Origin of the sequence: Flavobacterium phycosphaerae (assembly GCF_010119235.1) — a bacterium.
Classification (GTDB): Bacteria; Bacteroidota; Bacteroidia; order Flavobacteriales; family Flavobacteriaceae; genus Flavobacterium; species Flavobacterium phycosphaerae.
In genome coordinates this window covers 3058189-3072484 of the sequence record NZ_JAAATZ010000001.1, presented here as the reverse complement: position 1 = coordinate 3072484, position 14296 = coordinate 3058189, and the positions used below count along the sequence as shown (strand labels likewise).

Annotated in this window: 14 protein-coding genes; 1 reads left to right on the top strand and 13 read right to left on the bottom strand. The window is 43.1% G+C overall.

Annotated elements, in window-relative coordinates; translation table 11 throughout:
• The first annotated feature begins 98 nt into the window (after window positions 1-98).
• Window positions 99-929: a 4,5-DOPA-extradiol-dioxygenase gene (ygiD, locus tag GUU89_RS13700; RefSeq protein ID WP_162128439.1), complete on the top strand. Its 831-nt coding sequence runs from the start codon at window positions 99-101 to the stop codon at window positions 927-929.
• A gap of 454 nt (window positions 930-1383) precedes the next feature.
• On the opposite strand, the gene GUU89_RS13695 is transcribed toward ygiD, so the two are convergent.
• From GUU89_RS13695 to GUU89_RS13640, 13 genes are all read right to left on the bottom strand, one after another.
• Window positions 1384-2133 carry a maleate cis-trans isomerase family protein gene (locus GUU89_RS13695; protein ID WP_162128438.1) on the bottom strand — a complete coding sequence of 250 codons (750 nt, stop codon included), beginning with the start codon at window positions 2131-2133 and terminating at the stop codon, window positions 1384-1386.
• A 129-nt stretch (window positions 2134-2262) separates the two neighbouring features.
• Entirely contained in the window at window positions 2263-3177 is a 915-nt protein-coding gene (locus GUU89_RS13690; RefSeq protein WP_162128437.1) for a fumarylacetoacetate hydrolase family protein, read from the bottom strand.
• Window positions 3178-3275: 98 nt separating this feature from the next.
• Window positions 3276-4130, bottom strand: coding sequence for a cupin domain-containing protein (locus GUU89_RS13685; RefSeq protein ID WP_202924466.1), 855 nt, complete (start codon window positions 4128-4130; stop codon window positions 3276-3278).
• Between the two features lie 5 nt (window positions 4131-4135).
• Window positions 4136-4384, bottom strand: coding sequence for a hypothetical protein (locus GUU89_RS14845; protein WP_202924465.1), 249 nt, complete (start codon window positions 4382-4384; stop codon window positions 4136-4138).
• 36 nt (window positions 4385-4420) lie between these two features.
• Entirely contained in the window at window positions 4421-5410 is a 990-nt protein-coding gene (locus GUU89_RS13680) for a carbon-nitrogen hydrolase family protein (protein WP_162128436.1), read from the bottom strand.
• Window positions 5411-5429: 19 nt separating this feature from the next.
• The gene (locus GUU89_RS13675; protein WP_162128435.1) at window positions 5430-5864 is read right to left on the bottom strand and encodes an acyl-CoA thioesterase; all 435 of its coding nucleotides are present in this window, start codon (window positions 5862-5864) and stop codon (window positions 5430-5432) included.
• 132 nt (window positions 5865-5996) lie between these two features.
• The gene (locus GUU89_RS13670) at window positions 5997-7577 is read right to left on the bottom strand and encodes an FMN-binding glutamate synthase family protein (protein WP_162128434.1); all 1581 of its coding nucleotides are present in this window, start codon (window positions 7575-7577) and stop codon (window positions 5997-5999) included.
• Between the two features lies 1 nt (window position 7578).
• The gene (locus GUU89_RS13665; protein ID WP_162128433.1) at window positions 7579-9168 is read right to left on the bottom strand and encodes an AMP-binding protein; all 1590 of its coding nucleotides are present in this window, start codon (window positions 9166-9168) and stop codon (window positions 7579-7581) included.
• Window positions 9169-9187: 19 nt separating this feature from the next.
• Complete coding sequence (locus tag GUU89_RS13660; protein ID WP_162128432.1) at window positions 9188-9541, bottom strand: four helix bundle protein; 354 nt, start codon at window positions 9539-9541, stop codon at window positions 9188-9190.
• Between the two features lie 51 nt (window positions 9542-9592).
• A complete protein-coding gene (locus tag GUU89_RS13655; protein WP_162128431.1) occupies window positions 9593-11890 on the bottom strand; it encodes an oxidoreductase in 2298 nt (765 codons plus the stop codon).
• Window positions 11891-12496, bottom strand: coding sequence for a flavin reductase family protein (locus GUU89_RS13650; RefSeq protein WP_162128430.1), 606 nt, complete (start codon window positions 12494-12496; stop codon window positions 11891-11893).
• 127 nt (window positions 12497-12623) lie between these two features.
• A complete protein-coding gene (locus GUU89_RS13645; RefSeq protein WP_162128429.1) occupies window positions 12624-13469 on the bottom strand; it encodes a class I SAM-dependent methyltransferase in 846 nt (281 codons plus the stop codon).
• Window positions 13470-13582: 113 nt separating this feature from the next.
• The gene (locus GUU89_RS13640) at window positions 13583-14221 is read right to left on the bottom strand and encodes a class I SAM-dependent DNA methyltransferase (protein ID WP_162128428.1); all 639 of its coding nucleotides are present in this window, start codon (window positions 14219-14221) and stop codon (window positions 13583-13585) included.
• Window positions 14222-14296 lie beyond the last annotated feature (75 nt).

Here is a 14296-nt window from a genome sequence, read left to right as displayed (position 1 = left end):
TTAATCGAGGCCGACAATTTTCGCCTGTTATCTCTTTACTAGACATCGGTCATCTCCAAAAAATGCCTATCTTTATCCTACTTATAAATGCCTAAACAATGACTACTTTAAACGATTTACAGTACATCACTAATACCTTTCCCAATACAGCCAAAATGCCCGTATTTTTCTTCGGACATGGCAGCCCGATGAATGCCATAGAAGAGAATCAATTTGTGCAGGGGTTCAGAAACAGCGTGAAAGATGTACAAAAACCAACGGCTATTTTATGTATTTCCGCCCATTGGTTTACGCGCGGCACTAAGGTAACCGCTATGCAGGTTCCTGAAACCATACACGATTTCGGAGGCTTTCCCAAAGAATTGTTTGCGGTACAATACCCGGCACCGGGGAGTCCGCTATTGGCCCATGAAACCCAACAGTTGCTTAAACCGATGGAGGTAGCCTTAGACGAAGAATGGGGCTTAGACCATGGTACTTGGTCGGTTGTCAAACATTTGTATCCGTTAGCCGATGTGCCTGTTATCCAATTGAGCATTGATTATACCAAACCGGCGGAATTTCACTTCGGTCTGGGCAAACAGCTTCAAGCCTTGCGTCATAAAGGCGTCCTGATTATCGGTAGTGGTAATATCGTACACAACTTGGGTTTGGTTGATTTTCAAAACTTTCACAAAGATAATTACGGTTTCGATTGGGCCCTGGAAGCCCGTACTACCATTAATGGGTATTTGCAACACAGCGATTACCAACCGCTCTTAGATTATGACCGTCAAGGAAGTGCTTTTAAACTGGCTATTCCAACCCCCGATCATTACCTGCCTTTGCTGTATACCTTAGGATTGCAACAAAAAGAAGATACCCTAAGCTTGTTCAACGATAAAATGGTGGCCGGAAGCCTTAGCATGACTTCGGTTAAAATAACATAAAAGAGGAGAAGAAAAAAAGGAAACTCTTTCGAATTTCCTTTGTGGGTTATGACTTTGATTCATCAGCTATTGCCCTATACCTTCTTGTACGTCAATCGAGAAAACCAAGTCTCAAAGCCTTCTGCTAATCAATCAAAACCATACCCAAATTTAAAGATAAATGAAAAGGTAAACAATTGTTTATGAGTGTTTAACATCACTTTAACGCCGGTGTATTTGTGCCAAAAAAAAGGAGACCCTGTTCAGGCCTCCCGTTATTTGATTTTGATTTATCATTATTAGCTTGTACCATCTTTATACAGCCAACTATTGAATTTCCTTTGCGGAACGTTCAAGTAATTAATCAAAATCATACTCAAATTTACGATTAAAGTTGCTGCAATAGTCTTAAAATCATTACTTTAACATTGATTTAACGCCTTAAGATTTCTTTTCCTAATAAAATGAAATTAGACTAGTAGTTTCCGTTTAATAATTCTCCGCCTATGATTGACATAGGTTGAATCCCCAGTTTTTTCATCATCTCGTAAGTGGTACATACCGCAGCCGAAGTAACCGGTATACCACATTCCGCCTGAATAGCATCTATAGCTTCCAAAGAAGGCATTTGCACACAAGCCGAAGCTACTAGAACATCCACATCAGTTAAGTCCAATTGCTTGTATATTTCCAATAAATTCAATGGGTTTTGAGCCGCTACTTCCAAGTTATCCGGAATCTCGAGCGCGATGCTTTCTTTTACTTTAATCCCTTGATGTTCTATATAATCCACCACCATATCGGTCAGTGGGCGCATGTAAGGTGTAATAATCGAAATTTGTTTGGCTCCCAACACTTTCAACCCGTTAATCAAAGCCCCGGCCGAAGTTACAATAGGCGTAGGGAAGTCATTAGCAATAGTCTCCTGATGCAAGTTGACTTCAGACACGCAATGATAACCACGCCCCATACTCATAATAGCCACCAAACAAGCATAACCCATCACATCAACGTGCGCATCAGACAGTTCCTGAGCACATTTCAAACTCATGGCATCCATGGCTTCCAATTCTTCTTTGGTTACTTTCTTCATGCGCATGCGACTGCTGTGAAAGGTAAAGCGTTCTGGCAATATGGTTTCTCTGGCTCTGAAAATAGCCGGTATTTCGGTTTCCATCGTCACATTCGATGACGGTACGATTTGTCCTATTCTGTATTTTTTCATTTAATTTATTTGTTATCTCATTCCGTGCTGGCTGAGCATGATGGGCGTTCCCCTGACGGGTCGGGCTTTCCGTTCCAATCTTTTTTGACAAAAAAGGATTTCCACTGCACTCCCTAACGCAACCTGTTGTTACTTTGAAATCTCTTTAACTGTATTGACTAGGGTTCCTATTCCTTCAACGGTAGCTTCAACTATATCGCCATCATATAACCATTCTTGAGGGTCTCTTCCGGCACCTACACCAGCCGGCGTTCCGGTGGCAATGATGTCTCCCGGTTCTAAAGTAAATACAATACTCAAATCTTCAATCAGTTCGTTAATGTTGAACAGCAGGAATTTGGTATTCGAATTTTGTTTTTCTACTCCGTTTACCTTAAGCGATAAGTTCAGGTTGTTCGGGTTTTCGATTTCGTCTTTCGTTACTAACAAAGGACCCATAGGAGCAAAAGTATCTTGTCCTTTTGAAACAATCCATTGGCCTTCTCTACGGCAGTCACGCGCTGAGATATCATTGATTACCGTATAACCAAAAACATAATCCATAGCCTCTGCTTTCGGAACATATTTGCCTTTTTTGCCAATGACTACAGCCAATTCAACTTCCCAGTCTAACTGAGCGGTGAGTTTGGTGTTCTTGATAATTTCGGTATTAGTTGCGGTAACCGTGGTAGGTGGCTTCGAAAAGATAATAGGTTTTTGCGGCAGCTTTCCGGTCGTGTCTAAAGTACGAGCGCTTTCAGAAACGTGTTCGGTATAGTTTAACCCAATGCCGATGATGTTCTTTCTCGGTTTTTGAATAGGCGCCAGGATAGTCACTTCGTCCATCGAATAGGCTATTTCATTCAAATAAGCCGCCTCGGTATCGGCCACCATATCGTTTAATTCTTCTACGATTTCAATACCCATATCAATCAAATCCAACATGTCACTGGGTAACGGGAAATTCGAAATCTCACCAAAGTCTTCCATATCGATGACCTGGTTGTTGTGTAAAAAGCCTAAACGCGGTTCGGTATCGGCGGTTTGGTAGGTTAGTAGTTTCATTTGTTTGTTATTTGGTAAAGACCTAGCTGGGTAACGTCTCTACATGATTTTATTTTTATAGTTAATCTTTTTTACTTTAATGTTTTAGCGCTACTTACTTACAACGATTGGTGACCATTGTTTTCAGTGTATTCTTTCCCTTGAAACAATCCCAATCCTTCAATCACCGGCAAATCGTTAAAGCTGAATAAACAAGCATCTTCGGTTTCAGAAGCATTGTGATGTTCGTGCCAAGCCCATGAGGGTACACAGAAAATGTCGCGTTCCTTCCAATCAAAACGTTCACCGTTAATGATAGTATACCCACTTCCTTTGGCACATTGATAGACAAAAGAACCGGTATGTTTGTGCGCCTTGCCTTTGAAACCTGCCGGTAACAATTGCATCGAAGCTCCCATAGTTTGCATTACATGACCACCGGTCATCGGATTGGAATACTGCATCAATATCCCGTCAAACGCATTAGGGTGGTTAACAATTTGCGCTTCGAGTAAGGCAGGGTAAACTTTACTCCAAGAGTATTTAAACAAAGGCGAATAAGGTTTGTCCCATTGATGGTCAGCCGGCAGTAGCCCTGCACAACCATAACTTAATGGCAAATGATTAATCGGAGCAACCAAAGGCTGCTTACCGTCGTATACGGCATAATCATTGGCTTCTAAAGCATTAACCAACGGAATATCTAAACCGTCTTGCCATATGCAGGTTTGCCCATCGGGCTCTACACCATGTTCATGCCAAGTAGAATTAGGCGTAATCACAAAGTCATTTACTTCGAGCATGATTTTATTGCCATCAACTACTGTGTAGCCTTTAGAACCTTCCATGATAAAACGCAATGCCGAAGCTTTGTGGCGGTGAGCCGAAGTGCTTTCACCGGGGCGCGTTACCTGTATTCCGGTGTAAAGCCAACCCACAGCAGCGGATACGTCTTTTCGTTTGTCATTTACCAAATAGACTACACGTCTACCGGCTTGTTCGGGGTTACCAGTTCGGAAGACTTTAAAACCAAGCTTCTTAAATCTTCATATTTCCAAAGCATTGGTACCGAGTTGGCTTTCGGCTCCCATGGCTCAATATCGTTGGCTACCGTCCATAAGGCACCGGCACCAAGGGCTTCCAGTTCTTTATAATAAGCTTCGAGTTCAGGTGTGTCTTGAACCCGGGCGCGACCAATAACGTCGTCTGAATAGTTGTTTGTTTCCATGCTATTTATAGTATGCCTAATCGTTTTTAAAATCGTTTAGGATTTTTTATTAAACTCCTCGTGGTTATCTACAAAGGTAATCTTTCTGGTTGGGGCAGTATTCACTCTTAAATCAAAAATGTCAAAACGATTGTAATGTCCAAGAATGTCGTGCATTTGTTTGGGTTGGATGCATTTTTCTAAATCGATATCAGCGTACACTATGCCTTCCTCATCAATTAATGGGGTTCCGATTACCGCACCATTGGGACCAATAAATCCGGAGAAAGCCGAGCTTTTACGAGAGAGTAATTCATCTACATTGGGAACATCGTTGCGCAACGCGTCTTTTATTTCCTGAGAAATGGTGGAGCAAGACACTATAGTAAACAGTTTTCCTTCAAAGGAATGCGCAGCGGCTCTGATTTTAATGGCTTCGGCCATGTCGTAATCCGGTGGCGCCACCGGTAGCGAAATGTAGTTGGCAATGTGAATCAATTCGCCTTGCGAAAGCAAAGTAAAACGCGCCAAAGTATTAGTGTTTTCACCACAAGCTAACGTGCCAATAGGGCCTATTTCTGTATCGTAGACTTTTAGAGAAGAACCGTCACCGCTGGTCCAAGTCAATTTTTCAGCCCAAGTCGGAACCAACTTTCGGTGTTTGCCTATCAGGTTTCCTTTGTTGTCAATGATTAAATTGGTGTTGTAAATTTCGCCATAGCTGTCACCACGTTCGTTAATACCGATAACTATGTGCATGTTGTACGCTTTGGCCGCTTGGTATAACGGTTGCATGGCCGCATCGTCAACGGCTACCGAGTTTTTATACAATTGCTCATACCATTTACTGCCTTGTACCGGAGTCATAATCCAATTCCAATACGGATAACCCGCTACGAATACTTCGGGAAATGCAATAAGTTGCGCGCCATTAGCACTGGCTTCTTTTACAAAGGAAATGGCCTTATCAATCGTTTTTTCTACATCGAGAAATACAGGTGATGTTTGTACCGTAGCGGCTTTGAATTTTTTAAAATCTATACTCATACCTTCTAGTTCGTAATTCCTAATTCGTAATTTGTAATTCGTAATTCCTGATTTTATGCTTCATGTCTTCATTGAACGGCTCAGCCTTAATGTTGTTGCGGTCTTCGGCAATGCCAACATTAACGAGCGTTACTTCGCCTTCCAAGCAGGTGTTCCCTTGTTCGTCTTCAAAACGAAAGCCACAAGTTACTGAGGCTCCGCCCAGTCTAATCACCCAAAGTTTTTTAGTCAATAGTTCCCCGATGCGTGCCGCTTTCTTGAATTGTACTTTCAAATCCACTGTGGGTATCCCGTTGGTTTCGTGTATTTTGGAAAACGGACGTTCTAAAGCTTCTTCAAACCAGTCTTCGACTAAATCATTAAGCATTTCCAGAAAACGCGGATAGAAAACGATACCTGCATAATCCACGTGTTTGAAGCGTATTTTTTCTTGTTTGGTAAAATAGTTGTCCATATCTCTTTCTTTAACCCCGATTATTTCACAATACTTTTATTCCTTATGGAAGTTCGATGAACACTTTTCGTTTACCGTAGAAATCCACGAACAGTTTGCAATGGTCAGCGGGAATAACTTTTAATTTAATTACTAAAAACTCTCAGCGGTGGCCCGTTTCCAAAACTTAAACATATCGTTGGGCACCTTACTGCCATCAAGCAAGCACCCTTCTTTTGGCTCAGGATACGTCTCTTCAAAAGTTTTGATTTGGGTTCGATCTACCCGCATACTTACCACACTACGGTCTACTTTATCCGGATGATCAATGCCTGCCGAAGCCATGAGTTCCATGGCACTTTTTACCGTTTCGTGCTGGAAACGGGCTACGCGCACACTTTTTTCTTCAGGAACCAATCCTTTGGTTAGTCTCGGATCTTGTGTTGCAACGCCGGTCGGACAAGTATTAGCGTGGCATTCGAGGGCTTGAATGCACCCTAATGCGAACATCATACCGCGTGCCGAATTACACAAATCAGCTCCGATAGATAGTGTTTTAATGATATCAAAACCGGTGATGATTTTACCGCTGCAAATAATTTTGATGTCTTTTTTTATATCAAAACCTACCAAGCAGTCGTATACAAAAGCCAGTGCATCACGCAATGGCATGCCAACATGGTCTGAATATTCTTGTGGTGCCGCACCGGTACCGCCTTCGCCACCGTCAACGGTAATGAAATCAAAAGTGGTTTTGGTTTGCACCATGGCTTTACAAATAGCAATGAATTCGGACTTGTTACCGATACAGATTTTCATGCCAATAGGTTTTCCGCCGGAACCTTTTCGCAGCAATTTTACAAACTCCATCAGTTCAAGAGGTGTTTTAAAGGCTGAATGCGTCGGCGGAGAAATAATATCGTGTCCTTTATCCACCAAACGGATGGCTGCGATTTCGTCGGTTACTTTTTCTTTTGGCAATATCCCACCGTGTCCGGGTTTTGCCCCTTGAGAGAACTTAATTTCAATCATTTTCACATTGTCTAAAGTAGCTCTTTTGACAAACTCTTCATACGAGAAGTTACCGTCTTTGTCACGACAACTGAAATATCCGGTTCCGATATTCCATACCACGTCACCACCTTGTAAATGATAAGGCGATAATCCACCCTCACCGGTGTTGTGGTAAAACCCTCCTTCTTTGGCACCGTTGTTCAGTGCTAAGATGGCATTTTTACTAAGCGAACCAAAACTCATCGCACTGATGTTGAATAGGCTGGCATAGTAAGGTTGGGTGCATTGAGAGGAGCCTATTTTAACTCTCGGATTGCTGTTGACTTGTGAAAACGGAATCGCCTTGATGCTGTGATTAATCCATTGATAGCCTATTTCGTATAGGTCTAATTGGGTTCCGAAAGGATTGGAATCGGTTTCTTTTTTGCTTCTTTGGTATACCAAACTGCGTTGCAAACGGTTGAAGGGTTTGCCATCGGTATCGCTTTCAATAAAGTACTGTCGGGCACCGGGTCCTAATGCCTCCAGCAAATAACGCATTCTGCCTAAGAGCGGAAAGTTGCGCTTAATGGTTTGCTTGGATTGATACATGTCATAAAAACCCATTAGGATTAACGGAATAAAAATCAATCCTAAGAAACTAAACTTCCAATTCACATAGGTGAGTACCCCCATGATGGCAAGAATAGTAATAGCAAAAACCAAAAATGCTTTTCTCATTTTATTTTAATTTAAAGCGTTGTATTTTACCGGTCTCTGTTTTAGGGAGTGCCTCAGTAAAATAAATCACTCTTGGATATTTATATGGTGCTGCTACTTCCTTGAACCAGTGTTGAATATGGTTCTTCATGTTATCTGTAGCTTTACTCTGTTCTTTCAAAACAATATGGGCGCAAACCAGCATCCCTCGCTCTTCATCAGGTAGCCCAACTACCGCACATTCTAAAATCTCTTCGTGTGTCAACAAGACACTTTCTACTTCTACAGCGCCTATGTTATAGCCCGAAGAGATGATCATATCATCACCACGAGCCACAAACCAAAAGTACCCATCTTCATCCTTACGGAAGATATCACCCGTAAAATTCCAGCCGTTGACCACATATTCTTCTTGCTTATCTATGCGGTTCAAATATTTACAACCTGTAATGCCTCGAACCACCAGTCTTCCCGGTTCATTGGTAGGGACTTCATTCCCGTCAGCATCAATAATCTTGGCTTCGTAACCGGTGATGGCTACCCCGGTGGCACCGGGTTTCATATTGTCTTCGTTGGAAGAGATAAAGATATGCAACATTTCGGTAGCGCCAATGCCGTCAATGATTTTTAACCCTGTAGCTTCATACCAATCTTGCCATACTTTTAGCGGTAGTGTTTCACCGGCGGAGACACATTTGCGCAAGCTGCTGATATCAAATTCCTTGACTTTGGTAGTAATAACGCGCCAAGCCGTAGGAGCCGTAAAGCAAATCGTGATTTTGTGATCCTGTATTGCCTGTAGCAACATATCCGGTGTTGGCTTTTCAATTAAGAACGTGGAGGCTCCAAAATACAACGGAAACAATACTAAGCCGCCTAAACCAAAAGTAAAACCTAATGGCGGACTCCCGGTAAAGATATCATCAGGGGTGGGTTGTAATGAGTAGTTGGGAAACGCTTCGCAAATATTGAGAATGTCTTTGTGGTAATGCGAAGTCATTTTGGGTAAGCCCGTAGTGCCTGAGGTGAAACCAATCAAGGCAATGCTGTCAGACTTGCTGTGGTAATTAGTAAAGGTCTTAGGTTTGGTAGCCATTAATTCCTCTAGTTGCGAATTGCCGTAAAAGCAAGTTTTTTTGAGGAAATCCGATTTAACCAACTGCATTTCGTCTGCCAGTTCGCTGTCGCAAAAGGCAAGTGCTATTTCGGCACAATCAATGATGGTCGTTAATTCTTTGGCGCGTAGCAACGGCATAGTGGCTACTACAATGCCACCGGCTTTTAAAATCGCAAACCAACAAGCTACCATCATAGGGTTATTGGCGGAGCGAATCAAAACGCGATTTCCGGATTGCAATCCTAAATCATCCACCAAAACATGGGCAATCTGATTGGCTTTTTCAAACAAATCGTTATAAGTCCAGGTGCTTTCAAAGGTGCGAAGGCATACATTGTTTCCGCGACCTTCTTTGATGTGATGGTCTAACAGTCTGTCCACACAATTCAGCATTTCCGATCTGGCAAACTGTGGCAAGTCCAGGAAAGCATAGTCGGGCTGCAGGTCCTGACTGGGTAAATGGTGGTGAGCAAAGTTATCCTCGTAGTGCTTCATGTTAATTACGAATTATGAATTAGGAATTACGGAGCGTTTTTTGGATGGAACCAATTATTCTCAATAATTCATCAGTGTCTTTTAATAAATCGTTGGATTCTTCTTCAGTAAGATAGTCGGTATCTTTCATAAGCCTAATCCAATAATGCGTTTCCCGTGCCTCCTTGTAGGCAATGGTGAGTTTTGAATAAAAATCTTTATCAGTTTGCCCTCCAATGGCTTCTTCGATATTAGCACCGATGGAAGTACCGCTGCGCAAAAGTTGTTTACTCAAAACATATTCTTTTTTAGTGGTACACAAAAATTGATGTGTCTTAATAATCTTAACCGCAAAAGCATAGCTCTTTATTTGAACAATATTATCCTTTTTCATAAGCTATAGTGTCAAATCCGTAATTCATAATTCCTAATTCGTAATTCCTTATTACTTTTCATTGCTCTTAGGTTTCAGCGCTTTCTTCATGCTTTCCGTTTGTTTTCTCTCGGCTGCTTTTAAAGGGTATAAGTGCGAGCTTCCTGCTTTGTAGGGCTTTGGAATATCAGCGGCTTCTACTTGTTCGTAGGCTTGAGCATTTCTAACAAAATTAGCATCGGCCAATAGCGGTCGGCCCAAGGCTACTAAATCAGCTCTGCCGTTTAGGATAATGGTATTGATTTGGTCAATATCCTGAATGTAACCGGTTGTTATGGTAGGGATATGAACGGTATTTCTAACGGCATCAGCAAAAGGTGTTTGCCACATTCGGCCTACTTGCGGTTTTTGATGTTCGACGGTATTTCCGGTAGAAACATTGATGATGTCGGCACCGGCTTCTTTAAAAGCGGTAGCTATGGTGATTACTTCTTCTTCTGAAATGCCGTTTTCAGCCCAATCCGAAGCGGAGATTCTGACCGACATCGGCTTGTGTTGCGGGAATACTTTTCGCATGGCACTAAAAACCGTCAGCGGGAATTTCAAACGATTCGCAATGCTTCCGCCAAATTCGTCGGTTCGAATATTGGTCAGCGGCGATAGGAAGGAAGCCAACAGAAACCCGTGATGGGCTTGCAATTCGATTAAATCAAACCCCGCTTCGTCAGCATGCTTAGTGGCTTGTACAAATTGGCTAACAATAGTTTCCATGTCAGCGGTATTCATTTCTCGCGGAATAGGCAGCTTGTCATTAAAAGCAATCGGTGAAGCTGATAGTAAATCCCAAGGCAAGTCTATAGGCTCATTAGTGCCTTCCCAAGGTTTTTTAACCCCGCCTTTGCGACCGGAATGCCCCAGTTGTATGCCTATTTTAGCACGACTGTTTTGATGAATAAAAGCGGTTATGTCTTTCCATTTAATCACTTGTTCCTGAGTATATATACCGGCACAACCTAAAGTAATACGTCCTGTCTCAGCTACTGCTGTCATTTCGGTTACTATCAGTCCGACACCCCCGGTGGCTCTACTACCGTAATGCACCAAATGCCAAGGGGTAATGTTGCCATGTTCCGCGCTATATTGTCCCATCGGCGACATCACGATGCGGTTTTCCAGCTCCATTTCCCGTAATCGGAATTTGGTAAAAGCGGCCGGTATTTCGGTGGTGGCACTTTTTTGAAGGGTATTGAATTCCGTCAACACCTTATCGGTAAACGATTTGTCGCGCAGTCTTAAGTTCTCATACGTTACTTTCTTGGCCCGCGTCATGCACCCAAAAGCAAATTGATAGAAGGGATGCTGGTTGTTGCGGTCCATGTTTTCAAACCAGTCCAGTGAAACCAGAGCGGCATGTTGTATCATTTCTACCGTATTTCTACGGGTTTTATCGTATTGTGCAAAAGCAGCCTGCACATCATTAGGATGAGCAATCACCGCGTCAGAAAGGCCAATCGCGCAATCCATTGCCAGTTTAGTTCCCGAACCGATAGAATAGTGGGCCGTGGCTTTGGCATCGCCCAACAAAACGATATTATCATGATACCAGTTTTTATTGGTAACGTGCGGAAACTGACGCCAGTGTGATTTATTAGAAATCAGGGGATGACCGTCGAGCTCTTCTTTAAAGATTTCCGCTATTTTGGCCATGGTGTCGGCTTCATTGGTCACTTCAAAACCGTGTTTTTGCCAAGTATCCTCACTGCATTCAAAGATCCAGGTACTCATGCCGGCTTCGTATTGGTAGGTATGCGCTACTATAGTTCCGTGAGGTGTGGTGCGGAAGAAATAAGTAAAGGCATCTAATGGTTTGGTAGATCCCAGCCATACAAAGCGGTTTTTCTTTAAGGCAATGGTAGTCCCGAATTCCTTTTCATAACGCGTTCTGATTAGACTTCCTATGCCATCGGCGGCTAAGATGATGTCTGCGTCTTTATAGGGGCTTAAATCGTCTATATTTTGCTCAAAATGCAAATTGACTCCTTCCTCGCGACAGCGTTGTTGTAGTAATTGCAACAAAGTCTTTCGCGAACAGCCGCAAAACCCGTTTCCGGCGATGCTCACTGCTTGTCCGTCGCGGGCTACTATGATGTCATCCCAATAAGCGAATTGACTTCTTATTAATTCATACGACTGCATGTCGCGTTTAAGGAACTCCCCTAAGGTTTCATCAGAGAAGACCACGCCAAAACCAAAGCTGTCGTCGGGTTTGTTGCGCTCGTAGATGTCGATTTGACAATCAGGCATCGCTTTTTTGGTCAATATGGAAAAGTAGAGTCCACCCGGACCGCCACCTATAACTGCTATTTTCATTTAAGTTCTTTTGACAGAGAATAACTCTCCTAATTTGGAATAATAGGAACCGGCCAACCGGGCAATGGGTTGGTAAGCTTCTAAATTGATTTTGTAATTGTCTAACAAGACACTGTCGTCAAAGTGCATCATGACTATGCGACCAATAACCACACAGGCACCCCCGTGTTTGTGGTCTTCGAGGAAATAATGGTGCACCAATTCGCATTCAAATGCAATCGGACTTTCCTTAACCCGCATGGGTTTTATTTTATGGGAGGGAATTGGGGTAACGCCGGCCAGCTCAAACTCATCTACCTCTGAAGGTACTGCTTGTGCCGTAAGGTTCATAGGTTCGGCCAAGGCTTCGGTTACCATATTCACTACAAATTGCTTGGTAGCCAAGACGTTGTTAAGGGTGTCTTTGTTGGTGTTGTTGCCGCGCCCGGTAGAAAACATTACATGAGGCGGATCCTCGCCCACGGCATTGAAATAGGAAAAGGGAGCCAAGTTGTTGACGCCGTTTTCACTGATGCTCGAAATCCAACCAATGGGTCTGGGAATGACACTGCCGGTAAGTAGCTTATAGACAGCGGTATGCTCTAGTTCGTTAGGGTCAAATTGCATTGTGTTGTTTGTTTACTACAAATTAAAGTTATTTTTGGTATTTTTTTAATTGTAATCAAATTTATAAGCATAAAAATAGGGATAATTTACTTTTATCCCTATAGTGTTGCGAATGACGTACTGCCGCCTATTTTTCGCCATAAATGACTAAAGCACTCGAATCAATCTGTACGTTGCCGTCCGGATAGCGTTGATTCACGGCCTCATACACTTCTTTTTTTATCTTAGCTTTCATGGCCTCGTCCGCTTTACTGAGCGCGGCTACTATGGGTGCGGCTACCTCAGTCATTACATTCCAGTATTCATCGGTCGTCTTGCTGTTTAGTTTGCCGGTGACTTCGGTTTGCTTGATGTTTTTTAATCCGGCTTGTTGAAATAAGTCAGTTATTAAGCCGTCTTGGGCGCATCGGAACATACCGGGGGCGCCGGGTGGTGGTGGCGGTAACTCCATATTGCGGTTGATGGTACCCATCGTAGCGGTTACCCAAAAGTTCTTTTCAGGGCCATTCCATACAGCAGTGGCTATGCGTCCGCCCGGTTTTAAGACCCGTGCCATTTCTTTGGCCGCCAAAAGCATATCGGGGAAAAACATAAAGCCAAACCGGCAACTGATGGCGTCAAAGGTGTTGTCGGCAAACGGCAACTCGCACACGTCACAAGCTTGGGTTTCAATATTAGTAATGCCCCGCAGCATAGCATTTTCGCGCGCTATGGCCAACATGTCTTCCGATAAATCAGTGATAATTACTTTTCCGTTAGTCACCTTAGTGGCTATAGACAGTCCCGGTTCGCCGGTTCCTGCTGCTATATCTAAAACCACATCGGTGGCTTTGGGTTGTAGTAATTGAATAATTTCATCGCCCATGGGTTTTAGAAAATCCATCATCAGTTCGTCCCATTTCTTCCAGCCGGGGGAGAACTTGTCCCATGACGCTTTTTGTTGGTCACGAATTTCTTCCAGTTGTTGTTCCATGATGTATAAGTTAACAGTTAATAGGTGTTTTACCTAGTTAGTACGGTCTGTCGTTTAGAGGAAAGAAGCGGAGCGAGTAGCTAACAAATTTACGGATTAATACCGTAACTCCTTTATTTTTTGGCTATTAAAATCAAATCGGTAATAGGGCTCCCATCGGTGGCCGGGTATACTATACGTTCGGTGAGTAGGATGCTGAATCCTGCTGCTGTAAGAGCAGTTGACAGGTAATCTTCCTGATGGTAGTGCATAAAAATAGCGTCACCGGTGCTCCCTTTTTGCCAACCCGAACGGCTGTAATCGTCTTCCATAGTGCTGAGGTACAGCAGCCCATCGGTATTTAAAATACCATAAGCCTGATGGATAAAACGAATAGCCTCTTCTTGACTAAGGTAGGGCAGGCCAAAACCACACATGACCCCGTCGTAAGTAGTCTTTAAGGTATTGGCTCCTATAGCTTTAACGTCCAGCAGTTGAAACTGAGCTGTAGGGTTGTTTTCCTGCGCCAAAGCCAGCATCTTCGGGGCCAAATCGGTGCCTAGGATTTTAAAATCCGAACGCTGTTGCAAAAGGTATTTCGTAATGTTACCGGGCCCGCAAGCCAGTTCGAGTACAGCCGCGTTTTCTTTTTTGATTTCACTACAAAATCGGTCAAACGTATCGTGATACAACGATACATCCATAAATCTATCCTGATACAACGCTGCGCATTTATCAAAGACTGCTACCGCTATTTTAGTTTTGTCGGTCATGTGGTTCCGCTTTATCGGGCTGCAACTCCCTGTTAGAGGTTTCAGAGCAGTACGCTTGGCAGTGGTACTCCCGTC

Bases quoted from the DNA above. Each gene is read 5' to 3' on its own strand.
- GUU89_RS13645 (WP_162128429.1), bottom strand. From the start codon at position 13,469: ATGGAACAACAACTGGAAGAAATTCGTGACCAACAAAAAGCGTCATGG.
- GUU89_RS13650 (WP_162128430.1), bottom strand. From the start codon at position 12,496: ATGCAATTTGACCCTAACGAACTAGAGCATACCGCTGTCTATAAGCTA.
- GUU89_RS14845 (WP_202924465.1), bottom strand. From the start codon at position 4,384: ATGGAAACAAACAACTATTCAGACGACGTTATTGGTCGCGCCCGGGTT.
- GUU89_RS13695 (WP_162128438.1), bottom strand. From the start codon at position 2,133: ATGAAAAAATACAGAATAGGACAAATCGTACCGTCATCGAATGTGACG.
- GUU89_RS13675 (WP_162128435.1), bottom strand. From the start codon at position 5,864: ATGGACAACTATTTTACCAAACAAGAAAAAATACGCTTCAAACACGTG.
- GUU89_RS13690 (WP_162128437.1), bottom strand. From the start codon at position 3,177: ATGAAACTACTAACCTACCAAACCGCCGATACCGAACCGCGTTTAGGC.
- GUU89_RS13670 (WP_162128434.1), bottom strand. From the start codon at position 7,577: ATGAGAAAAGCATTTTTGGTTTTTGCTATTACTATTCTTGCCATCATG.
- GUU89_RS13680 (WP_162128436.1), bottom strand. From the start codon at position 5,410: ATGAGTATAGATTTTAAAAAATTCAAAGCCGCTACGGTACAAACATCA.
- GUU89_RS13665 (WP_162128433.1), bottom strand. From the start codon at position 9,168: ATGAAGCACTACGAGGATAACTTTGCTCACCACCATTTACCCAGTCAG.
- ygiD (WP_162128439.1), top strand. From the start codon at position 99: ATGACTACTTTAAACGATTTACAGTACATCACTAATACCTTTCCCAAT.
- GUU89_RS13655 (WP_162128431.1), bottom strand. From the start codon at position 11,890: ATGAAAATAGCAGTTATAGGTGGCGGTCCGGGTGGACTCTACTTTTCC.
- GUU89_RS13640 (WP_162128428.1), bottom strand. From the start codon at position 14,221: ATGACCGACAAAACTAAAATAGCGGTAGCAGTCTTTGATAAATGCGCA.
- GUU89_RS13660 (WP_162128432.1), bottom strand. From the start codon at position 9,541: ATGAAAAAGGATAATATTGTTCAAATAAAGAGCTATGCTTTTGCGGTT.